The sequence below is a fragment of the Variovorax sp. GW821-FHT10D07 genome, from assembly GCF_059415325.1.
Window position 1 is genome coordinate 218,128 of sequence record NZ_JBWKMZ010000004.1, and the last position, 22,931, is coordinate 241,058.

Annotated in this window: 21 protein-coding genes; 15 read left to right on the forward strand and 6 right to left on the reverse strand. The window is 70.7% G+C overall.

From position 1 onward, the window contains the following. The first annotated feature begins 13 nt into the window (after positions 1–13). The 3 genes from AC07PU_RS15440 (at position 14) to AC07PU_RS15450 (ending at position 2,807) form a co-directional block, all read left to right on the forward strand. On the forward strand, positions 14–1,057 hold the full coding sequence (locus tag AC07PU_RS15440; RefSeq protein ID WP_495318585.1) for an ABC transporter substrate-binding protein: 1,044 nt from the start codon (positions 14–16) through the stop codon (positions 1,055–1,057). A gap of 8 nt (positions 1,058–1,065) precedes the next feature. After that, entirely contained in the window at positions 1,066–2,568 is a 1,503-nt protein-coding gene (locus AC07PU_RS15445) for an amidohydrolase family protein (protein WP_495318587.1), read from the forward strand. A 74-nt stretch (positions 2,569–2,642) separates the two neighbouring features. Further along, a complete protein-coding gene (locus AC07PU_RS15450; protein WP_177239353.1) occupies positions 2,643–2,807 on the forward strand; it encodes a hypothetical protein in 165 nt (54 codons plus the stop codon). Here the strand turns inward: AC07PU_RS15450 and AC07PU_RS15455 are convergent. Both AC07PU_RS15455 and AC07PU_RS15460 read right to left on the reverse strand, forming a co-directional pair. After that, a complete protein-coding gene (locus tag AC07PU_RS15455; protein ID WP_495318589.1) occupies positions 2,791–3,435 on the reverse strand; it encodes a Fic/DOC family protein in 645 nt (214 codons plus the stop codon). The genes AC07PU_RS15450 and AC07PU_RS15455 overlap by 17 nt on opposite strands. 64 nt (positions 3,436–3,499) lie before the next feature. After that, entirely contained in the window at positions 3,500–4,303 is an 804-nt protein-coding gene (locus AC07PU_RS15460) for an exodeoxyribonuclease III (protein WP_495318591.1), read from the reverse strand. A gap of 11 nt (positions 4,304–4,314) precedes the next feature. On the opposite strand from AC07PU_RS15460, the gene pyrE reads away from it, so the two are divergent. Both pyrE and AC07PU_RS15470 read left to right on the forward strand, forming a co-directional pair. Next, positions 4,315–4,998 carry an orotate phosphoribosyltransferase gene (pyrE, locus tag AC07PU_RS15465; RefSeq protein WP_093344081.1) on the forward strand — a complete coding sequence of 228 codons (684 nt, stop codon included), beginning with the start codon at positions 4,315–4,317 and terminating at the stop codon, positions 4,996–4,998. Positions 4,999–5,010: 12 nt separating this feature from the next. Then, positions 5,011–5,721, forward strand: coding sequence for a DUF4124 domain-containing protein (locus AC07PU_RS15470; protein ID WP_296774658.1), 711 nt, complete (start codon positions 5,011–5,013; stop codon positions 5,719–5,721). Positions 5,722–5,801: 80 nt separating this feature from the next. Here AC07PU_RS15470 and gatB read toward each other — a convergent pair whose 3' ends face one another. The 3 genes from gatB to gatC are packed head-to-tail and all read right to left on the reverse strand — an operon-like array spanning position 5,802 to position 9,104. Then, the gene (gatB, locus tag AC07PU_RS15475; protein WP_495318594.1) at positions 5,802–7,292 is read right to left on the reverse strand and encodes an Asp-tRNA(Asn)/Glu-tRNA(Gln) amidotransferase subunit GatB; all 1,491 of its coding nucleotides are present in this window, start codon (positions 7,290–7,292) and stop codon (positions 5,802–5,804) included. A 1-nt stretch (position 7,293) separates the two neighbouring features. After that, positions 7,294–8,808 carry an Asp-tRNA(Asn)/Glu-tRNA(Gln) amidotransferase subunit GatA gene (gene gatA / locus AC07PU_RS15480; RefSeq protein WP_495318596.1) on the reverse strand — a complete coding sequence of 505 codons (1,515 nt, stop codon included), beginning with the start codon at positions 8,806–8,808 and terminating at the stop codon, positions 7,294–7,296. Continuing rightward, positions 8,805–9,104, reverse strand: coding sequence for an Asp-tRNA(Asn)/Glu-tRNA(Gln) amidotransferase subunit GatC (gene gatC, locus AC07PU_RS15485; protein WP_203203789.1), 300 nt, complete (start codon positions 9,102–9,104; stop codon positions 8,805–8,807). The genes gatA and gatC overlap by 4 nt, the downstream gene beginning before the upstream one ends. A 224-nt stretch (positions 9,105–9,328) precedes the next feature. Between gatC and AC07PU_RS15490 the strand changes: the two genes are divergently transcribed. The 10 genes from AC07PU_RS15490 (at position 9,329) to AC07PU_RS15535 (ending at position 21,910) form a co-directional block, all read left to right on the forward strand. Continuing rightward, positions 9,329–10,372 (forward strand): rod shape-determining protein, encoded by a 1,044-nt coding sequence (locus AC07PU_RS15490; RefSeq protein ID WP_057591261.1) that lies wholly within the window; start codon positions 9,329–9,331, stop codon positions 10,370–10,372. Positions 10,373–10,456: 84 nt separating this feature from the next. Continuing rightward, positions 10,457–11,467 carry a rod shape-determining protein MreC gene (gene mreC, locus AC07PU_RS15495; RefSeq protein WP_495318599.1) on the forward strand — a complete coding sequence of 337 codons (1,011 nt, stop codon included), beginning with the start codon at positions 10,457–10,459 and terminating at the stop codon, positions 11,465–11,467. After that, on the forward strand, positions 11,464–11,985 hold the full coding sequence (mreD, locus tag AC07PU_RS15500; protein ID WP_093344091.1) for a rod shape-determining protein MreD: 522 nt from the start codon (positions 11,464–11,466) through the stop codon (positions 11,983–11,985). Before mreC ends, mreD begins: the two co-directional genes overlap by 4 nt. A 2-nt stretch (positions 11,986–11,987) precedes the next feature. After that, a complete protein-coding gene (locus tag AC07PU_RS15505; protein WP_495318601.1) occupies positions 11,988–12,764 on the forward strand; it encodes a hypothetical protein in 777 nt (258 codons plus the stop codon). A gap of 26 nt (positions 12,765–12,790) precedes the next feature. After that, positions 12,791–14,761, forward strand: a complete 1,971-nt coding sequence (gene mrdA, locus AC07PU_RS15510; RefSeq protein WP_203203792.1) for a penicillin-binding protein 2 — start codon at positions 12,791–12,793, stop codon at positions 14,759–14,761. Between the two features lie 233 nt (positions 14,762–14,994). Next, positions 14,995–16,017, forward strand: a complete 1,023-nt coding sequence (gene xylF / locus AC07PU_RS15515) for a D-xylose ABC transporter substrate-binding protein (RefSeq protein WP_093344096.1) — start codon at positions 14,995–14,997, stop codon at positions 16,015–16,017. A gap of 135 nt (positions 16,018–16,152) precedes the next feature. Beyond that, the gene (locus AC07PU_RS15520; protein ID WP_093344098.1) at positions 16,153–17,343 is read left to right on the forward strand and encodes a sugar ABC transporter permease; all 1,191 of its coding nucleotides are present in this window, start codon (positions 16,153–16,155) and stop codon (positions 17,341–17,343) included. Positions 17,344–17,345: 2 nt separating this feature from the next. Next, positions 17,346–18,146: an ATP-binding cassette domain-containing protein gene (locus AC07PU_RS15525; protein WP_093344099.1), complete on the forward strand. Its 801-nt coding sequence runs from the start codon at positions 17,346–17,348 to the stop codon at positions 18,144–18,146. 22 nt (positions 18,147–18,168) lie between these two features. Beyond that, the gene (locus AC07PU_RS15530; RefSeq protein WP_093344100.1) at positions 18,169–19,344 is read left to right on the forward strand and encodes an ROK family transcriptional regulator; all 1,176 of its coding nucleotides are present in this window, start codon (positions 18,169–18,171) and stop codon (positions 19,342–19,344) included. Between the two features lie 166 nt (positions 19,345–19,510). Then, the gene (locus AC07PU_RS15535) at positions 19,511–21,910 is read left to right on the forward strand and encodes a membrane-bound PQQ-dependent dehydrogenase, glucose/quinate/shikimate family (RefSeq protein ID WP_495318605.1); all 2,400 of its coding nucleotides are present in this window, start codon (positions 19,511–19,513) and stop codon (positions 21,908–21,910) included. Here AC07PU_RS15535 and AC07PU_RS15540 read toward each other — a convergent pair. Next, positions 21,907–22,902 (reverse strand): Bug family tripartite tricarboxylate transporter substrate binding protein, encoded by a 996-nt coding sequence (locus AC07PU_RS15540; RefSeq protein WP_093344103.1) that lies wholly within the window; start codon positions 22,900–22,902, stop codon positions 21,907–21,909. The genes AC07PU_RS15535 and AC07PU_RS15540 overlap by 4 nt on opposite strands. Between the last annotated feature and the right edge of the window lie 29 nt (positions 22,903–22,931).

Genomic DNA, 22,931 nt, shown 5'->3' on the forward strand with positions numbered 1-22,931 from the left:
CCAAGGAGCTTCGATGCTGCAAACCCTCTCGCGCCGCGGCGCGCTCGCGGCCCTGCCCGCGCTGGCGGCCGCGCTCGGCGCGCCACGTGCCTTCGCGCAGGCGCCCACGCCGATCAAGTTCGTGCTCGACTGGAAGCTTCAGGGCATCCATGCCTGGTACTACCTCGCGCAGGACCGCGGCTACTTCGCGGCCGAGAAGCTGGCCGTGAGCATCGACCAGGGCGACGGCTCGGCGGCCGCCGTCACCAAGGTGATGAACGGTGCCTACCAGGCGGCCTTCGGCGACATGAACGCCATCGTGCAGAACGCCGCCACGCGGCCGGCCGACGCACCCGTGATGGTCTACATGCTTTACGACCGCGCGCCCTTCGCGCTGATCGTGAAGGCGGGCGGGCCCATCAAGACGCTCAAGGACCTCGAGGGCCGCACGCTCGGCAGCCCGGCCGGCGGCGCCGCGGCGCGCATGTTTCCGGTGATCGCGGCGCGCGCGGGCATCGATCCCGCCAAGGTGCAGTGGACCGGCATGGCACCCAACCTGCAGGAGCAGATGCTGCTCAAGGACCACGTCGACGGCTCGGCCGTGTTCTCGGTCACCAGCTACATGAACCTGGTGGCGCAGGGCGTCGATCCCGACCGCGACATCCGCTGGTTCCACTATGCAGACCATGGCGTGGACCTCTACGGCAACGGCGTGATGGTGTCGCGCGCGCTACTGCGCGACAGACCCGAGGCCGCGGCCGGGCTGGTGCGCGCGATCCACCGCGCGGTGCTCGACACGATCGCCGATCCCGACGCGGCCATCGCCGCGCTCGCCAAGCGCGAGCCGCTGCTCGATGTCGCGCTCGAGAAGCGGCGCCTGCTCTACACGCTGCGCACCGTGATGCTGACGCCCGCGGTCGTGCAGGCCGGCATCGGCGATGTCGACGACGCGCGCATGGGCCGCGCCATCGCGCAACTGCGCACCGCCTTCGAGCTGCCGCGCGGGCCCGCGCCCGGCGAGGTGTTCGACCGGCGCTTCCTGCCGCCCGCGGCCGCGCGCCGGGTGGTGGCGAGCTGAGGCCTGGCATGAGCCTCGCTCCGCATTCCGACGCCATCGATTGCGCCTGGCTGCTGGCCGAGCCGGGCCTGCGGCCCGCGCAGGCCGGCATGCGCATCGCGCTCGAGGGCGAGCGCTTCGGCGCGATCGCGCCGCGCGATGCCGCCGGCCCCGCGCCGCGCCGGCTCGCGCTGCCGGCGCTGGCCAATGCGCACGACCATGCGCGCACCTTCCGCAGCGCCACGCTCGGCGCCTTCGGCCAGCCGCTCGAGAGCTGGCTGCCCTTCCTGGGCACGGTGCCGGGCATGGATCCCTACCTCTGCGCCGCCACCTCGTTCGCGCGCTCGCTGCGCCATGGCGTGACGAACCTGATGGTCCACTACACGCGCGTTCAGGGCGGCATGGACTACGTCGACGAGGCGAGGGCGGTGGCGCGTGCCGCGCGCGACGTCGGCGTGCGCATCGGCTTCGCGGTCGCCATGCGCGACCGCCATGGCATCGCCTACGACGACGATGCCGCCGTGCTGGCCCTGCTGCGCCCCGGCATCCGCGACGCGGTCGCGCGGCGCCTCGCGGTGCAGCCGGTCGAGCCCGCGCGGCAGCTCGCGCAGGTCGACGCCGTGGCGCGCATGGTCGAGGAGGAGGGCCTGGGCGCGCACGTCACCGTGCAGTACGGCCCGACCGCGGTCCAGTGGTGCGGCACGCCGCTGCTCGAGGCCATCGCGCGCGCCTCGGCCGATACCGGCCGGCCGGTCCACATGCACCTGCTCGAGACGCGCTACCAGCGCGACTGGGCCGATGCCCACCATCCGGGCGGCATCGTGCGTTTCCTCGATGCGATCGGCCTCCTGAGCCCGCGCCTCACGCTCGCCCACTGCACCTGGGCACGGCCCGACGAGCTCGCACTGATCGCCGAGCGCGGCGCCACCATCGCCGTCAACACCAGCTCGAACCTCGGCCTCCAGTCGGGCATCGCGCCGCTGGCCGAGATGCTGCGCCAGGGCTGCCGCGTGGCCATGGGGCTGGACGGCATGGCCTTCGACGAGGACGACGACGCCCTGCGCGAGATGCGCCTGGCCTACGCGCTGCACCGCGGCTGGGGCTACGAGCGCGCGATGACCCCGGCCCAGCTCTGGTCCTTCGCGGCCGGCCACGGCCCGCGCAGCGTGGGCGGCGCGCTGGTGTCGGGCGGCCGCATCGCGACCGGCGCCCCGGCCGACCTGGTGCTGCTGGACCTCGAGGCGCTCGACGACGATGCGCTGTTCGACGACATCGATCCGCTCGAGCTGGTGCTGGCCCGCGCCAGCGGCCGTCACGTGGCGCAGGTGCTGGTCGGCGGGCGGCTGGTGGTCGATGCCGGGCGCGTGCTGGGCATCGACGAGCCCGCCCTGCGCGCCGAGCTGCTGGCGCGCATGCGCGCGGCGCTGGCGGCCGATCCTTCGCATGCGCAATGGCGGCGCACGTTGGGTGCGCTGGCGGAGGACCTAGGGCCGCTGTACCGCGAGGGGCGGATCGGGCGCTGTTGCGGCTGAAGGCCGTGCTCAAGGGGAGGCGCAACGCATGTGATTCCGATAAAATTCAAGCCTTCGCCTGGCGAAATCACAGCATGACCAAACCCGCCGTACCTCAACGCAAAGCACCGAGCCGCAAGGCCGTGCTGCGTTCGGTGGCCAGTTCCACGGCGGTGGAAACAGGTCAGGACGTCGCGCAGCTCGAGCGCAGATTGCAGCAACCCGCCGTGCGCTTTCCCCACATCAAGCTGGCTCGCTGAGGTTGGCATCGCCATCGGCGATAGCCCGGGCCACGAGCTGACCCATGGGGCCGTAGTCCCCTGAAAAACCAGAGTGAATCGCGCCGATATAGGCCGGCTTGTTCTGCTCCCAACTGCTGTAGTCCAGCGGCTCATGGCCGGCCTGCACGGCCATCACATCGGCCAGCAGGCGTGACAAGCGTCCATTGCCCTCGCGAAACGGGTGAATCACGATCAGCTCCACATGCGTCACGGCAATGGCATGTACCAGTTCGTCGGGCGCCAGCTCGCCGCAGGGCGTCCATCTCGTCAGGCACTCCCGTTCGAAGTCGCTCAGCAAGCCCGGCAGCAGCGCGGCGGTGGCGAACTGGAAGCCGCCCTTGCCCAGGTTGACCGAGCGTTCCTGCCCCGCCCATGGATACACATTGCCCAGCCACACGCGGTGCCAGCGCCGAAGGTCGGCCACCGTCAACGGGCGGTCAGGCAGATCCCGCAGGAGCACCTCGTCGTACAGCGCGCTCAGCAGCTGCAGTTCGAGGTCGTTCATGTCGTCGGCGGACGCGATGCCGACCAGATTGCGCAGCACCTGTCCGTTCGAGCCCGGCTCGAACTCGCCTTCGGGGCCGGTGGTTTGATAGCGGTTTGTCATTGCGCGTTGGGGCCGGCCCTCGGGTGCGCGCCTGTGGATATGACTGCCAGCGCCCAGACGGCGCTCAGAGCGTGAAGTCGTACTCCAGCGTGATCGGCGCGTGGTCGCTGAACTTGATGGTCTTGAAGATCTGCTCGGTGCGTGCGAGCGCGGCGGTCTTCGGCGTGGCGAGGTGGTAGTCGAGCCGCCATCCCACGTTGTTGGCATAGGCCTGGCCGCGGTTGCTCCACCAGGTGTAGGCCTCGCCGGTGGTGTCGGGCTTGAGCATGCGGTAGACGTCGACCAGTCCCGCGTCCTCGGCACCGGCGTCGAGCAGCTTCGTCATCCAGGCGCGCTCCTCGGGCAGGAAGCCGCTGTTCTTCTGGTTGCCGCGCCAGTTCTTGAGGTCGATCTCCTTGTGGGCGATGTTGATGTCGCCGCACAGCACGAACTCGCGCTGCTTCTTCAGCGCCACCAGGTGCGGGAAGAAGCCCTTGAGGAAACGGAACTTGGCCTGCTGGCGCTCCTCGCCCGAGCTGCCGCTCGGGAAATAGCAGCTGATGACCGAAAACTTGCGCTTCGGCGTGTCGAAGCGCAGCTCGAGGTAGCGGCCCTCGGCGTCGAATTCGGCATCGCCCCAGCCCACCACCACCTCGCTGGGCACGTGCTTCGTGTAGATCGCGGTGCCCGCGTAGCCCTTCTTCTCGGCAAAATGGAAGTGGCCCTTGAGGCCGGCCATCTCCTCGAAGCGGCCTTCGATGTCGCTGGCCTGGACCCGGATCTCCTGCATGCAAATACAATCCGGCGCCAATTCGGCCACCCAGTCGGCAACGCCCTTGGTGGCGGCCGAACGCAGGCCATTGAGATTGAGACTGGTCAGTTTGAACACAAGGAATTCCGATGGCTGTAGATGGTGAGAAAAGCAGTGCGGTGGCGCAGGACTTCGTCCAGTTCGCGCTCGACGCGGGCGTGTTGCGCTTCGGCGAGTTCAAGACCAAGGCCGGCCGCATGAGTCCTTATTTCTTCAATTCGGGCCTCTTCGACGACGGCGCCAAGATCGCGCGGCTCGCGGGATTCTATGCAGACCGCCTGATCGAGAGCGGGCTCGAGTTCGACATGATCTTCGGCCCGGCCTACAAGGGCATCCCGCTGGGCGCCACGGTGGCGGCCGAGCTCGCGCGGCGCGGCCGCAACGTGCCCTTCGCCTACAACCGCAAGGAAGCCAAGGCGCACGGCGAGGGCGGCAACCTGGTCGGCGCGCCGCTCCAGGGCCGGGTGCTGATCGTCGACGACGTGATGTCCGCGGGCACCGCGGTGCGCGAGTCGATCGCCGCGATCCAGGCCGCGGGCGCGGTGCCGCACGCGGTGGCGATCGCGCTCGACCGGCAGGAGAAGGCGACCGAGAACGGCGTCGACGTGGACCACAGCGCCGTGCAGTACGTGCGCAACCAGCTCGGCCTGCAGGTGGTGGCGATCGCCACCCTCGACGACCTGCTGAGCTACCTCTCGGGCGGCGCTGCCGCCGACCTCGGCACCCACCGCGAGCGCGTGCTCGCCTACCGCACGCGCTACGGCGCCCTCTGAAGGACACGCCCGATGCACCGCCTGCCGCGCCGCGCCCGCCACAGCCGATTCCGCGCCATCGGAAACGCCCGTGCCGCGCTGGCCGCGGTGCTCGCCGCCGGCTGCACGCTGGCGCTGGCCCAGGCGCAGAAGGGCGCGCCGGTGCCCAGTGCCGCGGGCATCTATTCGTGCGTCGATGCCAAGGGCCGCACCCTGACCGCCGACCGGCCGATCGCCGAGTGCAGCGACCGCGAGCAGCGCGAGCTGAGCCCGAGCGGCATGACGCGGCGCCGGCTCGAGCCCACCTACACGGCGCGCGAGCAGGCCGAGCGCGAGGACCGCGCGCGCGAGGCCGCGGTGCAGGCCGCGCGCATCGCCGACGAGCGCCGGCGCGAGCGCGCGCTGCTGATCCGTTATCCGAACGCCGCCGCCCACGAGCGCGAGCGCGGCGAGGCGCTGGTGCAGGTCGATGCGGTGATCCAGGCGGCGCGCAAGCGGCTGTCCGAACTGGCCGACGACCGCAAGAAGATCGACGAGGAACTCGAGTTCTACAAGGGCGACGCGAGCAAGGCACCCGGCGTGCTGCGGCGCCGGCTCGACGACAACGCCAAGAGCGTGGCGGTGCAGAACCGCTTCATCGGCGAGCAGGAAGACGAGAAGAAGCGCGTCAACGCGCGCTTCGACGAGGAGCGCGTGCGGCTCAAGCAGCTGTGGTCGGGCGAGACCGCGACCACCGCGCGCTGACCGGCATCCCCCAAAAGAAAAAACGGTGAAGCGGCCCGCGCGGGGCCCGCTTCACCGTCGTCTCGGGCCGAAGCCCGGGCTCAGGCCAGCTTGGCCTTCAGCAGCTCTGTGACCTGCGCCGGGTTGGCCTTGCCGCCGCTGGCCTTCATGACCTGGCCCACGAGGCCGTTGAGCGCCTTTTCCTTGCCGCCGCGGTATTCCTCGACGTTCTTGGCGTTCTTCGAGATCACCTCGTCGAGGATCGCGTCGAGCGCGCCGGCGTCGTTCATCGGCTTCAGGTCCTTGGCCTCGATGATCGCGTCGACGTCGCTGCCTTCGCCGGTCCACAGCGCCTCGAAGACCTGGCGCGCGGCGTTGTTCGGCAAGATGCCGTCGGCGATGCGCTTCACGAGCTGGCCGAGCTGCGCCGCGCTGACCGGCGCGGCCTCGATGCCGATCTCCTGGGCATTGAGGCGGCGTGCGATCTCGCCGGTGATCCAGTTGCTCGCGAGCTTCGGCGTGGCGCCGGCCTTCACCGCGTCGTCGAAGTAGCGCGCGAGCGCGGGGCCCTGCGTGAGCTGCGCGGCGTCGTAGGCCGACAGGCCATGGTCGCGCACGTAGCGCTCGGCCATCACGCGCGGCAGCTCGGGCATCTCGGCCTTCACGCGCTCGATCCAGTCGACGGCGATCACCAGCGGCGGCAGATCGGGGTCGGGGAAGTAGCGGTAGTCGGACGAGTCTTCCTTGGCGCGCATCGCGCGTGTCTCGCCGGTGTCGGGATTGAACAGCACGGTGGCCTGCTCGATCTTGCCGCCGTCCTCGAGCGTGTCGATCTGCCAGCTGATCTCGTAGTCGATCGCCTGCTGCATGAACTTGAAGCTGTTCAGGTTCTTGATCTCGCGGCGCGTGCCGAGCTTCTCGCCGGGGCGGCGCACCGAGACGTTGGCGTCGCAGCGGAAGCTGCCTTCCTGCATGTTGCCGTCGCAGATGCCGATCCAGGTCACGATCTTGTGCAGCTCCTTCGCATAGGCCACGGCTTCGGCGGTGGAGCGCATGTCGGGCTCGGTCACGATCTCGAGCAGCGGCGTGCCGGCGCGGTTCAGGTCGATGCCGCTCTGGCCCACGAAGTCCTCGTGCAGCGACTTGCCCGCGTCCTCCTCGAGGTGGGCGCGCACCAGGCGCACGGTCTTCTGTTCCTCGCCGACGAAGAAGCTCACCGAGCCGCCCTGCACCACGGGGATCTCGAACTGGCTGATCTGGTAGCCCTTGGGCAGGTCGGGATAGAAGTAGTTCTTGCGCGCGAACACGCTGCGCGGCGCGATGTGCGAGCCGAGCGCGAGGCCGAGCCGGATCGCGCGTTCGACCGCGCCCTTGTTCATCACGGGCAGCGTGCCGGGCAGCGCGAGGTCGACCGCGCAGGCCTGCGTGTTGGGCTCGGCGCCGAAGGCCGTGGAGGCGCGACTGAAGATCTTGCTCGCGGTCGAGAGCTGGGCGTGGGTCTCGAAGCCGATGATGACTTCATAGCCGCGCACCAGCGGGCCCGTCGGGCGGCCCTGTTGCTGTGCTTCGAAGGTGTTCACTGTCTCGCTCATGTCAGAAGCCCTCCGGCGTGCGCGCATGCCAGTCGGTGGCCAGCTGGAAGCGGTGCGCCGCGTTGAGCAGCTTCGCTTCGCCGAAGTAGTTGCCGATCAGCTGCAGGCCCACGGGCATGCCGCCGTCGAAGCCCACCGGCAGGCTCATGCCGGGCAGGCCGGCCAGCGAGGCGGGCAAGGTGAAGATGTCGGCCAGGTAGTCGGCCACGGGGTCGTCGCCGTGCTCGCCGATCTTCCAGGCGGTGGTCGGCGCGGCGGGGCCGGCGATCACGTCGCACTGCGCGAACGCCTGCTGGAAGTCGTCGGCGATCATGCGGCGCACCTTCTGCGCCTGCAGGTAGTAGGCGTCGTAGTAGCCGTGCGAGAGCACGTAGGTGCCGATCATGATGCGGCGCTTGACCTCGTCGCCGAAGCCTTCGGCGCGCGTGCGCTCGTACATCTGCGTGAGCGCGGTCTTCTTGCTGGCCGGGTCGAGGAAGTCCTTGGCGCGGTGGCCGAACTTCACGCCGTCGAAGCGGCTCAGGTTGCTCGAGGCCTCGGCCGCGGCAATGATGTAGTAGACGGGGATCGACAGCTCGGTGCGCGGCAGCGAGACCTCGACGCGCTTGGCGCCGAGCTTCTCGTACTGCAACAGCGCTGCATCGATGGCGGCGCGCACGCCGGGCGCCACGCCCTCGCCGAAGAACTCCTTCGGCACGCCGATGCGCAGGCCCTCGAGCGAGTCGTTCAGCGAGCGGCCGAAGTTCTCGGCCGGGCGGTCGAGCGAGGTCGAGTCGCGGTCGAGGTCGGGGCCGCAGAAGGCCGACAGCAGCAGCGCGCAGTCCTCGGCCGAGCGGGCCATCGGGCCGGCCTGGTCGAGGCTGGAGGCGAAGGCCACCATGCCGTAGCGCGAGGCGCGGCCGTAGGTGGGCTTGATGCCGGTCACGCCGCAGAACGAGGCCGGCTGGCGGATCGAGCCGCCGGTGTCGGTGCCGGTGGCGGCCGGCGCGAGGCGCGCGGCCACGGCGGCCGCGCTGGCGCCCGAGGAGCCGCCCGGGATGCGCTCGAGGTTCCAGGGGTTGCGCACCGGCACGGCCCGGTCGTGGCCGACGGCGGGCACGGCCACGTTCTCGTTGGCCGAGCCCATCGCGAACTCGTCGCAGCTGAGCTTGCCCAGCGTGACGGTGCCCGCCTCGGCGAGGCGGCGCACCACGGTGGCGTCGAAGGGCGAGCGGTAGCCCGCGAGCATCTTCGAGCCGGCGGTGGTGGCGAAGTCGGTGGTGACGAAGATGTCCTTGTGCGCGATCGGCACGCCGGCCAGCGCCGGGGCGTTGCCGGAAGCGATCGACGCGTCGGCCGCGCGGGCCTGGGCCAGCGTGGCGTCCTCGTTCACTTCGACGAAGCTGCCGAGCGCCTGGTGCGCCTTCATGCGGCCCAGGAAGTGCTGCGCGGCCTCGACGGCCGAGACTTCGCGTCCGGCCAGCGCCTTCGCCAGCGCGGCCACCCCGAGTTGGTGCAGGTCCTTGGCGCCGCTCATTCGATCACCTTGGGCACGAGGAACAGGCCGGCTTCGACGGCGGGGGCGCTGCGCTGGTTGGCCTCGCGGTTGTCGGGTTCGCTCACGACGTCCTCGCGCAGGCGCAGGACGATGTCCTCGATGGCGGCCACGGGGTGGGCCAGGGGCTCGACGCCGGTGGTGTCGACCGAGCGCATGCGCTCGACCACGTCGAAAAAGCCGTTGAGCTGGCTGAGCATGCGCTCGCTTTCGTCGGGGGCGAGCTGCAGCCGCGCCAGGGAGGCGATGCGGACGATATCGGAAGCGGAAAGGGACATGGTGGAACCGGCCGAAAAACCGGAGGTAAATAGCGCGCCGCAAGGGCCGCCAACACGGGATTCAGAGGGGATTCGGGTATTATCCCGCCTTTGCCGCAACCCCCGCGAACGCGCCGGCTTTTGCTGCAAAAACGATCAAATTCACCCTTCCAGCACCCCCAAAACACCCATAGAGTGAGCGACGTTCTGCCGATGCGCAGCCCGTGCTCCAGAGGATTCCGCACATGTTTGGAGCTTTCCGTCGGTATTTCTCCACCGACCTCGCGATCGACCTAGGCACCGCCAACACGCTCATCTTCGCCCGCAACAAGGGCATCGTGCTGGACGAACCCTCGGTCGTCGCCATCCGCCACGAAGGCGGTCCGCATGGCAAGAAGGTGATCCAGGCCGTCGGCCGCGAAGCCAAGGCCATGCTCGGCAAGGTGCCGGGCAACATCGAAGCCATCCGCCCGATGAAGGACGGCGTGATCGCCGACTTCGTGATCACCGAGCAGATGATCAAGCAGTTCATCAAGATGGTGCACCCGCGCACGCTGCTCACGCCGAGCCCGCGCATCATCATCTGCGTGCCCTGCGGTTCCACCCAGGTCGAGCGCCGCGCCATCAAGGACGCGGCCGAGGCCGCGGGCGCGACCTCGGTCTACCTGATCGAGGAACCCATGGCCGCGGCCATCGGCGCCGGCCTGCCCGTGAGCGAAGCCTCGGGCTCGATGGTGGTCGACATCGGCGGCGGCACCACCGAGGTGGGCGTCATCAGCCTCGGCGGCATGGTCTACAAGGGCTCGGTGCGCGTCGGCGGCGACCGCTTCGACGAGGCCATCATCAACTACATCCGCCGCAACTACGGCATGCTGATCGGCGAGCCCACGGCCGAAGTCATCAAGAAGAGCATCGGCTCGGCCTTCCCGGGCTCCGAGGTCAAGGAAATGGAAGTCAAGGGCCGCAACCTCTCCGAGGGCGTGCCGCGCAGCTTCACGATCAGCAGCAACGAAGTGCTGGAAGCCCTGACCGACCCGCTCAACAACATCGTCTCGGCCGTCAAGAACGCGCTCGAGCAGACCCCGCCCGAACTCGGCGCCGACATCGCCGAGCGCGGCATGATGCTCACCGGCGGCGGCGCGCTGCTGCGCGACCTCGATCGCCTGCTGGCCGAGGAAACCGGCCTGCCGGTGCTGGTCGCCGAGGACCCGCTGACCTGCGTGGTGCGCGGCTGCGGCATCGCCCTCGAGCGCATGGACCGGCTGGGAAGCATCTTCACGAGCGAGTGAATGCAGCGCCGCCTCCATCGGCCGGCCCCCGCTTGCGCGGGCCGGCCTTTTGTCATCTGATGCCGCAGCACCCGACCTGATCCCATGCCCCTGGGCACGCTCGACCGCACCGCGCCACCCCTGTTCAACCAGGGGCCATCGGCGCTGAGCAAGCTGATCTTCTTCAGCACGCTCGCGCTTTTCCTGATGGTGGCGGACGCCCGCTTCCACATCGTGCAGCCGGTGCGCCAGGCCATCGCGGCCGTGCTCTACCCGGTGCAATGGGTGGCGCTCAAGCCCGTGCAGTTCGTGGTGGGCGCCGGCGGCTACCTCGAGGACCTGCAGACCGCGCAGAAGAACGAGGCCGACGCGCGCAAGGCGCTGATGCTGCAGGCCGAGCGCGCGAGCCAGGCCGACACGCTGGCGCAGGACAACGCGCGGCTGCGTGCGCTGCTCGAGCTGCGCCAGCTGCAGCAGACGCCGGGCCGCGCGGCCGAGGTGCTGTACGACGCGGCCGACCCCTACACGCGCAAGATCGTCATCGACCAGGGCCTGGCCCAGGGCGTGGCGCCGGGCTCGCCGGTGATCGACGCGCAGGGCGTGCTCGGCCAGGTGACGGCGGTGCAGCCCTTCACGAGCGAGGTCACGCTGGTGATCGACCGCGACCTCTCCATTCCCGTGCAGAACACCCGCACCGGCGTGCGCAGCGTGGCCTTCGGCGATGCCTCGGCGCATGGCGGCGGGCTCGAGCTGCGCTTCATGGCCGCCAACGCCGACCTCCAAGAGGGCGACCTGCTGTCGACCAGCGGCGTCGACGGCATCTATCCGGCCGGCCTGCCGGTGGCGAAGATCGAGCGCATCGAGCGCCGCGCCGACTCGGCCTTCGCGCGCATCTACTGCGTGCCGCTCGCGCACGTGACGGCCGCGCGCTACGTGCTGGTGCTGCAGCCCACGGGCGCGCCCTCGGCACCGCCGCCGGCGGCCGCCGCCGCACCGGCACCGCGCCCGAAGAAGGCCGAGGGCAAGGCGGGCGCGGCCGTCAAGGGCGCGGAGAGGGCATCCGAGAAGAACGGCGCCGCCGCCGCTGCCAAGAAACCCGCGGAGGCCGCGCGATGATCAAGCGACCCGGCCAGCAGCAGCTGTTGCTGCCCGTCAGCCCCGTGTTCATGTGGGGCAGCCTGGTGGTGGCCCTGCTGATCAACATGGTGCCGATCGGCCGCGCCGCCTGGATGCCCGACCTGCTCGCGCTGGCGATCGTGTTCTGGGGCGTGCACCAGCCGATGCGCGTGGGCATCGGCGCCGCCTTCGTCTTCGGGCTGCTGATGGACGTGCACCAGGCCTCGATGCTCGGCCAGCATGCGCTGTCCTACACCACGCTGGGCTTCTTCGCGATCACCATCCACCGCCGCCTGCTCTGGTACCCGGTGCTGTCGCAGGCGCTGCAGGTGCTGCCGCTGTTCGCGCTGTCGCAGCTGATCGAGATCGTCACGCGCATCCTCGGCGGCGGGGTGTTCCCGGGCTGGTCGGTGCTGATCTCGCCGGCCGTCGAGGCCGCGCTGTGGCCGCTGGCCACCTTCGTGCTGCTGGCGCCGCAGCGCCGCACGCCCGAGCCCGACGAAAACCGTCCCTTGTGACCATGTCCGCCGCCGGGCCTTCCCTGCCGCCGTCCGTGCAGGCCTTCGTGGATGCCGCCCTCGTGGTCGGCGACCTCGGGCTGCCGCAGTGGTATCCCGAGCCCGGCGGCATCGATGCCTTCCAGGTCGGCTACCGCTCGCACGGCCACACCGGCGAGGACCTGAGCGGCGAGGCGCCGGGCCAGTGGCATCCCGCCTGGCTCGCGGTGGCGGCCAACTACTTTCGCGATCCCTACTTCATCGACCTGCGCGAGGCCGACGCGGGCTATCCGGTCTGGTGGGCACCGGCCTCGGCCGGCCGCTGGACGCCGTCGCCCGTGGCCGCGTCGATCGAGCGCTTCGGCGCGCTGCTGCAGTCGCTGGCGGCGCTGGGCGACGACCCGGGCGCGATGCTCGCGCGCATCGAGCGCGAGCCCGGCACCGAGGGCGCGCCCTGGCGCGAGATCCGCGCCAACCTCGCCGAGGCCATGGACGCGCCCGAAGCGGAAGAAGCGTCCGCGCCGGTCGACCCCGCGCGCTGGACGCGCGGCGCGCTGGTGCTGCGCGACGCGGGCGCGCGCCGCGTCGAGGTCGCGCAATGCCTGGTGCGGCTGCTCGGCGTCGCGCCGGCGCGCGCGCTCGCGCTGCTCAAGGCGCTGCCGCTGGAACTGTGCAGCGGTTTCCAAACTCATCTGGAAGCCGACCTGCGCAGCCTGCGCGCGCTCGGCGCCACGGTGGACTTCGTGCCCGCCGGCACCGGCGATACCGGGCCGGTTGCCTCGCCACCGCATGAAGCCTAAGCTCATCCATTGACCGTTCGCCGCCCATGACCGAAATCCGCAACGTCGCCGCCGACCTCGCGCGCTTCAAGCGCCGCGTGATCGTGATCGGCCTCACGGTGCTGTTCGCCTTCGGGCTGCTGTCGTCGCGGCTGATCTACCTGCAGGTCACGCGCCACGAGGACCTGGCCGAGCAGGCCGAGAGCAACCGCACGGCCGTGGTGCCGGTGGTGCCCAACCGCGGGCTGATCCTCGACCGCAACGGCATCATCCTGGCCTCCAACTACTCGGCCTACACGCTCGAGATCACGCCCTCGAAGGTGGGCGACGTCGAGCAGACCATCGACGATCTGACGCAGGTGGTGGAGGTCTCGCCGCGCGACCGGCGCCGCTTCAAGCGCCTGCGCGAGGACTCGCGCAGCTTCGACTCGATCCCGATCCGCACCCGCCTGAGCGACGAGGAGGTCGCGCGCTTCGCGGCCCAGCGCTACCGCTTTCCGGGGGTGGAGATCAAGGCGCGGCTGTTCCGCAACTATCCGCAGGGCGAGCTGGGCTCGCACGTGCTCGGCTACATCGGCCGCATCAACCAGCGCGAGAAGATCGCGATGGAGGACTGGGACGAGGAAGAGCAGGCCAACTACAAGGGCACCGACTACATCGGCAAGCTCGGCATCGAGCAGAGCTACGAGAAGACGCTGCACGGCCAGACCGGCGTCGAGCAGATGGAGACCTCGGCCGGCGGCCGCGCGGTGCGCCGGCTCGCGAGCCATCCGGCCACGCCGGGCAACACCGTCATGCTGTCGATCGACATCAAGCTGCAGAAGCTGGTCGAGGAGATGTACGGCGACCGGCGCGGCGCGCTGGTGGCGATCGATCCCAAGACCGGCGAGGTGCTGGCCTTCGTGAGCAAGCCCACCTTCGACCCCAACCTGTTCGTCGAGGGCATCGACACCGAGAGCTGGCAGGCGCTGACCGAGTCGATCGACAAGCCGCTGCTCAACCGCGCGCTGCGCGGCACCTACCCGCCCGGCTCTACCTACAAGCCCTTCATGGCGCTGGCCGCGCTGCAGACCGGCAAGCGCGGCGCCAGCGTGGTGGTCAACGACCCCGGCTACTTCAACTTCGGCGGCCACCGCTTCGGCAGCCCCGAGGGCAACCTCGGCGGCGTCGACATGCGCCGCTCGATCCAGCTGTCGAGCAACATCTACTACTACTCGCTGGCCAACGAGATGGGCGTGGACATGATCCACGACTTCATGAAGCCGCTGGGCTTCGGCCAGATCACCGGCATCGACCTCGGCGGCGAGGTGCGCGGCGTGCTGCCGAGCACCGAGTGGAAGCGCAACACCTACAAGCGGCCCGAGCAGAAGAAGTGGTATGCGGGCGAGACCATCTCGCTGGGCATCGGCCAGGGCTACAACACCTTCACCATGCTGCAGCTCGCGCAGGCCACCGCGATCGTGGCCAACGGCGGCATCAAGCACAAGCCGCACCTCGCGCTCGCCACGCGCGACACCGTCAGCGGCCAGGTGGTGCCGCTGCCGCAGCCGCCGGGCGTGAACCTGGGCCTCACGGCGGCCAACATCGCGGTCATCCGCGAGGGCCTGACCAGCGTGGTCACCAGCGGCACCGCGCGCAGCGTGTTCGCGGGCGCGGGCTACCAGGCGGCCGGCAAGACCGGCACGGCGCAGGCCGTGACGCAGGCGCAGAACACCAAGTACAACGCGCGCGCGCTCGAGGAGCACCAGCGTGACCACGCGCTGTTCATGGCCTTCGCGCCGGTCAACGATCCCAAGATCGCGCTCGCCGTGATCGTCGAGAACGCCGGCTGGGGCGCCGGCGCCGCCGCGCCGATCGCGCGCCGCGTGTTCGACTATTGGCTCTCGGACCAGTACCCGAGCGAGGCCGACATGGCGGCCGTGCGCATCGGCAAGGCCGGCGCGCCGATGGGCAAGCCGCGCGTGGCCAGCGAGGTCGCCTGGCCGGCCCCCGCGCCGGCGAACGCACCCGCGCCCTGAGCCGCGGCGCCTCCTTTTCCCCCGTCCGTCCGACCCGCTCGGGGAATTCCCCGATGCCCCCGCCGCGCCTGCGATGGGATAGTTAGTTCGCCAGCCAAACTAAGTAGCGCCAAGGTTCTCAATCGGGTCCGCGGCGAACCACAGGCGTGGCATGGGGCGGGTTCCGGCCTTCGCGCGCCGGTCCCGAAGCACAGGCCGCCTGCACCGGGCGACTCAACACTGGAGAGACATCGATGCAACTGAAACACACCCTGGCCGCCATGGCTTTCGGTCTGACGGCCGTGGGCGCCATGGCCCAGACCGTGGTCGGCGTGAGCTGGTCCAACTTCCAGGAAGAACGCTGGAAGACCGACGAGGCCGCGATCAAGGCGCAGCTCGAGAAGCTCGGCGCCAAGTACATCAGTGCCGATGCGGGCGGCTCGCCCGAGAAGCAGCTCGGCGACATCGAGGGCCTGATGGCCAAGGGCGCGAAGGCGCTGATCGTGCTGGCGATGGACAAGGACGCGATCCTGCCCGCCGTGACCAAGGCCACGCGCCAGAAGGTGCCCGTGGTGGCCTACGACCGCCTGATCGAGGCGCCCGGCGTGTTCTACATCACCTTCGACAACGTCGAGGTCGGCCGCATGGAGGCGCGCGAGGTGCTCAAGGTCAAGCCCAAGGGCAACTACGTGATCATCAAGGGCTCGCCGAGCGACCCGAACGCCGACTTCCTGCGCGCGGGCCAGCAGGAAGTGCTGGCCGACGCCATCAAGAAGGGCGACATCAAGATCGTCGGCGACGAATACACCGAGGGCTGGAAACCCGAGGTGGCGCAGAAGAACATGGAGCAGATCCTCACCAAGAACGGCAACAAGGTCGATGCCGTGGTGGCCGCCAACGACGGCACGGCCGGCGGCGCGGTGGCCGCGCTCACGGCCAAGGGCCTGCGCGGCATCCCGGTGTCGGGCCAGGACGCCGACTTCGCGGCGCTCAACCGCATCGCGCTGGGCACGCAGACCGCCACCATCTTCAAGGACTCGCGCGAGCTCGGCCGCGAGGCCGCCAGCGCCGCGCTGGCGCTGTCGCAGGGCAAGCCGGTGGAGAAGGCAGGCACCTGGAACTCGGGCCCGAAGAAGGTCTCGCTGTCCTCGCGCCTGCTGACGCCGGTGCCGGTCACGCGCGACAACCTCGACGTGGTCGTCAAGGCCGGCTGGATCAAGAAGGACGAACTCTGCAAGGGCGTCTCGGGCGCGAACGCGCCGGCGGCCTGCAAGTAAGAACAGGGCAGGGGGCGCACCGCGCGGTGCGTCCCGCCGCGCCGCGCGCGATCCGCGGCAGGGCGCGGGCCCCGTCCCCGACGGGCCGGCCGTGACCGCCGCCGCCCATCCCGTTTTCTCCGAGGGAGTCCTCCAATGAGCAATCCAACCCCAGGCTGGTGGCGCCGCACCGGCATCGACCTGCGGCTCGTGCTGATGTGCGTGCTGCTGGCGGTGCTGGCGATCGCCTTCAACCTCATGTCGGGCGGCGTGTTCCTCACGCCCGAGAACCTCTACAACGTGGCCCAGCAGACGGCCGTGGTCGGCATCGTCTCGACCGTGATGGTGCTGATCATCGTGGCGCGCCACATCGACCTGTCGGTCGGTTCGGTGATGGGCTTCGTGGGCGTGCTGATCGCCTACCTGCAGTACACCTCGGGCTGGTCCTGGCCCACGGCCTGCCTCGCGGGGCTCGCGGTGGCGCTGCTGGTGGCCATCTATCAAGGCTGGCTCACGGCGGTGCTCGGCGTGCCCTCGTTCGTGGTCACGCTCGGCGGCCTGATGTCGTTCCGCGGCGCGGCCTTCCTGGTGGCCGACGGCAAGACCCAGCCGGTCAACGACGAGTTCTTCCAGCGCCTGGGCGGCGGCTACGACGGCGGCATCGGCGTCACGGCCAGCTGGGTGATCGCGGGGCTGGTGGCCGTGGTGCTGTTCGCGCGCATGGTGCAGAAGCGCCGCGCGCGCACGCGCCACGAGATGCCCAACGAGCCGCTGTGGATCGAGCTGCTGCTGACCGCGGTGCCGGCGGCCGTGGTGCTGCTGTTCGCGGCCGTGATGAACCACTACAAGATCGACTCGAAGGACGCGCCGCAGGGCATCCCGATCCCGGTGCTGATCTGGGCCGTGGTGGCGATCGTGCTGTCGTTCATCGTGCACCGCACGCGCTTCGGCCGCTACGTCTTCGCGATGGGCGGCAACCCCGATGCGGCGGCGCTGGTGGGCATTCCGGTCAAGCGCGTCACGCTGATGCTGTTCGCGCTGCTCGCGGTGCTGGTGACCATCGCGGCCATCGTCTCGATCGCGCGCCTGAACGCCGGCACCAACTCGCTGGGCACCGGCATGGAGCTCTACGTGATCGCCGCGGCCGTCATCGGCGGCACCGCGCTGGCCGGCGGCAGCGGCTCGATCTTCGGCTCGGTGCTGGGCGCGCTGATCATGCAGTCGCTCGACAGCGGCATGCTGCTGCTCGACGTGCCGATCGGCAAGCGCATGGTGATCATCGGCCAGGTGCTGATCGTGGCCGTGGTGTTCGACGTGCTCTATCGCCGCAAATTCGGGGAGAACTGAAGATGGCCGAGATCGACAAGACCCGGCCGCTGGTCGAGCTGCAGGAGATCCGCAAGGCCTTCGGCGGCGTGAAGGCGGTCGACGGCGTGAGCGTCAACCTCTATCCGGGCGAGGTGGTGGCGCTGCTGGGCCACAACGGCGCCGGCAAGTCCACGCTGATGAAGATGCTCGCGGGCGCCTACCCGATCGATTCGGGCGAGGTGCGCATCGCGGGCGACAGGGTCAACATCCGCACCCCGGCCGAGGCGCAGGCGCAGGGCATCGAGACCATCTACCAGACGCTGGCGCTGGCCGACAACCTCGACTCGGTGGCCAACCTGTTCCTGGGCCGCGAGAAGATGACGGCCTGGAACACGCTCGACGACCACTTCATGGAAGTGCAGGCGCGCAAGGTGTTCCAGCGCCTGAACAAGAACTTCACCAACATCCGCATCCCGGTGCGCCGCCTCTCGGGCGGCCAGCGCCAGGTGGTGGCGATCTCGCGCGCGCTGTACTTCAACGCGCGCATCCTGATCATGGACGAGCCCTGCGCCGCGCTCGGCCCCGAAGAAACCGCGATGGTCGGCCGGCTCGTGAAGCAGCTCAAGGACGACGGCGTGGGCATCTTCCTGATCACCCACGACATGCCCGACGTGTTCTCGCTGAGCGACCGGCTCGCGGTGATGAAGAACGGCAAGCTGGTCGGCACCTACCGCACCGCCGACGTCACCGAGGACGAGGTGCTCGGCATGATCATCGCGGGCAAGCGGCCCGAGGGCCGCGAGCAGGCGCCGCACGCGGCGACGGCGGTGGCCGCGGCCTGAGGCTTTCCATCCGGCCCCGCGCATGAAGACCATCGGCGACCAGCAGCTGCTCAAGCGCATGAACCGCAGCGTGCTGCTGCGGCTCCTGCGTGCGCAGCCGGGGCTGTCGCGCGCGCGGCTCGCGAGCGAGAGCGGCCTCACCAAGTCGACCGTGAGCCTGCTGGTGCGCGAGCTGCTCGACGAGGGCTGGCTCAGCGAATCGGGCGCCGCGGTGGCCGACGGGCTCGGGCGGCCCTCGACTCCGCTGCAGATCAATGTCGGCGTGCGCGCGCTCATGGGCATCGAGATCGCGGTCGACACGGCGCGGCTGGCCTGCGTCTCGCTGCAGGGCGAGGTGTTGCATTCCGACGAGCAGGCGCTGGCCGACAGCGCGCCGGCCGGCACCTGCGCGCAGGTCGCGCGCATGGCCGCGGCCGCGCACCGCCGGCTGGCCGAGCGCGGGCTGCGGCTGTCGAGCATCGGCGTGTGCGTGCCGGGCGCGGTCGACGACTGCACCGGCGAGGTCCGCTTCGCGCCCAACCTCGGCTGGCGCAACGTGCGCCTGCTGCCGATGCTCGAGGACGCGCTGGCCGCGGCCGGCCTCACGGGCGTCACGGTGCAGCTGCAGAACGATGCCGATGCCGCCGCGCTCGGCGAGTACGAGTTCGCCGCGGGCGAGGGCGAGGACCCGCTGATCTTCGTCAACTGCGACGTCGGCGTGGGCGCGGGCGTGGTGCTCAACGACCGCCTGTTCACCGGCGCCCAGGGCATGGCCGGCGAGATCGGCCACACCATCCTCGAACTCGATGGCCCGCCGTGCTCGTGCGGCCGGCGCGGCTGCGCCGAGGCCTTCTTCGGCGCCCGCGTGCTGGCGCGCGAGGGCGTGGACATGCAGCGCGCCGCCGCGCTGTTCGGCGTGCTGCTGCAGAACCTCTGGGTCACCTTCAATCCGCGCGCCATCGTGCTCGGCGGCAAGTCCTGCGCCGAGCACCGCGGCTTCGCGCAGGCCGCCTTCGCGAGCGTCAAGCACCATGCCGACGGCGCCGGCATGCCCGCGCCCGAGCTGCGCACCGCGCGCTACGACGCGCTCGCGCCCGCCGTGGGCGCGGCCGCGCTCGCGCTGCACGAGTACCTGCGGCCGCTGCAGCCCGATGCGCGGGCGCGGCGCGCGCGGGCGGCGCTGGCCCATGCGCGCGCGGGCCTGAGCGCGCGGGTCTGAGTTCGCGAGTACCTTCGTCCACGCCGCGCCCGCGCGCTGCATACCTTGGTCCCCGTGCGCGCGATCTGCCGCGCTGCGCCGGGAGGCACATGCGCGAACCGCCTACGCCGGCGGGGCGCGCACAGGACTACGGTGGGAGCTTGCCCGCCGTTCCGGAGTCCCTGCCATGCCCTCGTCCACCCGTCCCCGCGCCAGCGCGCTGCTCCTCGTCCTCGCGCTGCTGATCGGACTGGCCGGCCTGGGGCTCGTCGTCGCGGGCGGCTGGCTGATCGCGCTCGGCGGCTCCTGGTACTACCTGCTCGCGGGCCTGGGCCTCGTCGCCACCGCGCTGCTGCTGCCGCGCGGCGGCGGGCGCGGCCTGATGGTCTATGCGCTGGTGGTCGCGTTCACGCTGGCCTGGGCGCTGTGGGAGGTGGGGCTCGCATGGTGGCCGATGGCCGCGCGCGGCGACCTGTTCTTCCTGCTCGGCCTGCTGCTGCTCACGCCCTGGGTCGCGCGTGCGCTCGCGCGGCGCGACGGCGCCGGCATCGTGGCCTCGCGCCGGGCGCTGAGCCTGGTGCTCGCGGCCTTCGCGGTGGCGGCCGTGCTGTCGTGGGTGCGCGGCGACGAGCGCCTCGAGGGCATCGCGCCGCAGGCCGATCCGCCCTTCACCGGCGAGGCGCTGCCGCCCGCCGGCGCCGACTGGACCGCCTACGGCGGCACCGCCATGGGCCAGCGCTATTCGACGCTGGGCCAGATCACGCCGGTCAACGTGTCGCAGCTCGAGGAGGCCTGGCACTACCGCACCGGCGACGTGCGCGGCCAGCCCGGCGATCCCGAGGAGACCACCTTCGAGGTCACGCCGCTGAAGGTCGGCGAGCGGCTGTTCCTCTGCACGCCGCACCAGTCGGTGGTGGCGCTCAACGCGACCACGGGCCAGGAGCTGTGGCGCCACACGCCGAAGATCGCGCCCTCGCTCGCGCTGCAGCATCTCACCTGCCGCGGCCTCTCGTACCAGCCGCCGCCGGCCGCGGCGCCATCGCCCAACCTCTCGGCCGACGGCGCCTGCGCCGCCAAGCTGTTCATGCCCACGGCCGACGGCCGCGTGCTCGCGCTCGATCCCGAGAGCGGCAAGCCCTGCGCGCGCTTCGGCGGCGGCAGCGGCCAGATCGACCTGTGGAAGAACATGCCCAACGTGAAGCCGGGCTCGTACTACTCGACCTCGCCGGTGGTGGTCACGCGCTCGCTGATCGTGGTGGGCGGCACCGTGCTCGACAACGTCTCGACGCAGGAGACCTCGGGCGTGATCCGCGCCTTCGACATCGAGACCGGCGCGCTGGTGTGGAACTGGGATTCGGGCCGGCCCGAGGACACCGCGCCGATCGGTCCGGGCCGGACCTACTCCGTCAACTCGCCCAACAGCTGGTCGATCTCGAGCGTGGACGAGAAGCTCGGCATGGTCTACGTGCCCATGGGCAACCAGCCGCCCGACCAGTGGGGCGGCAAGCGCACCGAGGGGGCCGAGCGCTACGCCTCCTCGGTGGTTGCGCTCGACCTCGCGACCGGCCGCGTGCGCTGGCATTTCCAGACCGTGCACCACGACCTCTGGGACTACGACGTGCCCGCGCAGCCCAGCCTGGTCGACCTGCGCGTGGGCAGCGTGCGCGTGCCGGCGCTGGTGCAGCCGACCAAGCAGGGCGAGCTGTTCGTGCTCGACCGCCGCACCGGCCAGCCCGTGGTACCGGTGCGCGAGCAGGCCGCGCCGCAGGGCGCCGCGCAGGGCGACCGCACGGCGCCGACGCAGCCGGTGTCGGGCCTGTCCTTCGACCCGCCCGCGCTGCGGCCGGCCGACATGTGGGGCGCCACCGTGTTCGACCAGCTGGCCTGCCGCATCGCCTTCCACCGGCTGCGCTACGAGGGCCGCTTCACGCCGCCGTCGACGCAGGGCTCGCTGATCTATCCGGGCAACTTCGGCGTCTTCAACTGGGGCGGCGTGGCGGTCGATCCGCAGCGCCAGATCGCGTTCGCCACGCCGGCCTCGCTGGCCTTCGTCTCCACCTTGATCCCGCGCGCCGACGACAGCACGCTCTACGTGCAGGGCGGCAAGCCGCCCGAGGGCAGCCTGCCCGCGCTCAACGAGAACTTCGGCGCGCCCTTCGCGGTGAAGCTCCATCCCTTCACCTCGGCGCTCGGCCTGCCGTGCCAGGCGCCGCCCTGGGGCCACGTGGCCGCCGCCGACCTGCGCAGCGGCCAGATCCTCTGGAAGCACAAGAACGGCACCGTGCGCGACAGCTCGCCGCTGCCGCTGCCCTTCGCGATGGGCGTGCCCAGCCTCGGCGGCCCGATCCTCACGGGCGGCGGCGTGGCCTTCCTCTCGGGCACGCTCGACTACTTCCTGCGCGCCTACGACGTGAACAGCGGCAAGGAACTCTGGCGCAGCCGCCTGCCCGCGGGCGGGCAGGCCACGCCGATGACCTACGAGGGCGGCGACGGCCGCCAGTACGTGGTGGTGGCCGCGGGCGGCCATGGCTCGCTGGGCACGCGCACCGGCGACCACGTGATCGCGTACGCGCTGCCCAAGCGTTAGTCCAGCTGCAGCCCCGCGTCCTGCGCCGCCTTCGGCAGGATCGCGAGCTCGCGCTTGAGCACCTCGGCGAAGGCCTCGGGCGTGTTGCCGGTCGCGGGCGCCACGCCGCCGAGGTCGTTGAGCCGCTTGCGGAAGGCCGGCTCGGCCGTGATCTTGGCGATCTTCTCGCCGAGCAGCTTGACCACCGCGGGCGGCGTCTTCGCGGGCGCGACCACGCCGAACCAGACGTCGAAGTCCACGCCGCCGGGCACGCCCTGCTCGGTCAGCGTCGGCACCTCGGGCCACAGCTCGGAGCGGCCGTTGCGCAGCTGGCCGATGGCCTTGAGCTTGCCCGACTGGATGAAGCTGCGCACGTCGCCCGTGCCCAGCAGGCCCCAGCTGACCTCGTTGGCCATCAGCGCCTGCACCAGCGGCGCGCCGCCCTTGTAGGGCACGTGCGTGAAGTTGCCGTCGGCGTTGGCGTTGAAGGCTTCCGACGCCAGGTGCGAGAGCCCGCCCGCGCCGGCCGAGCCGTAGGGCATGCCGCCCTTGCCGGCCTTCCTGCCCGCGGCCAGCAGTTCCTGCACGTTCTTGTACGGCGACTTCTCGGGCACCACCAGCAGCAGCGGCGCCAGCGATACGCGCGCGACCGGCACGAAGTCCGACGCCTGGAAGCCCGCCTTCTTGTAGATGACCGGGTTGATCGACAGCATGCCCGTGAGCGTCACCGCCAGCGTGTAGCCGTCGGGCGGGCTCTGCACCACGTTGACCATGGCGATGTTGCCGCCCGCGCCGGGCCGGTTGTCGACCAGCACGGTCTGGCCCAGCTCCTCCTGCAGGCGCGGGCCCAGCATGCGCGCGGCCACGTCGGTGGCGCCGCCCGGCGGGTAGGGAACGACCAGGCGGATCGGCTTGGTCGGATAGGCCGCGTCCTGCGCCAGGGCGGCGCCGCCCAGGCCCAGGGCCAGGGATCCCGCCGTGAGGACACGGCCGATGAGGGTGAGGGTACGCACGTGTGCTCCTGATTCTTCTGATGGGAAAA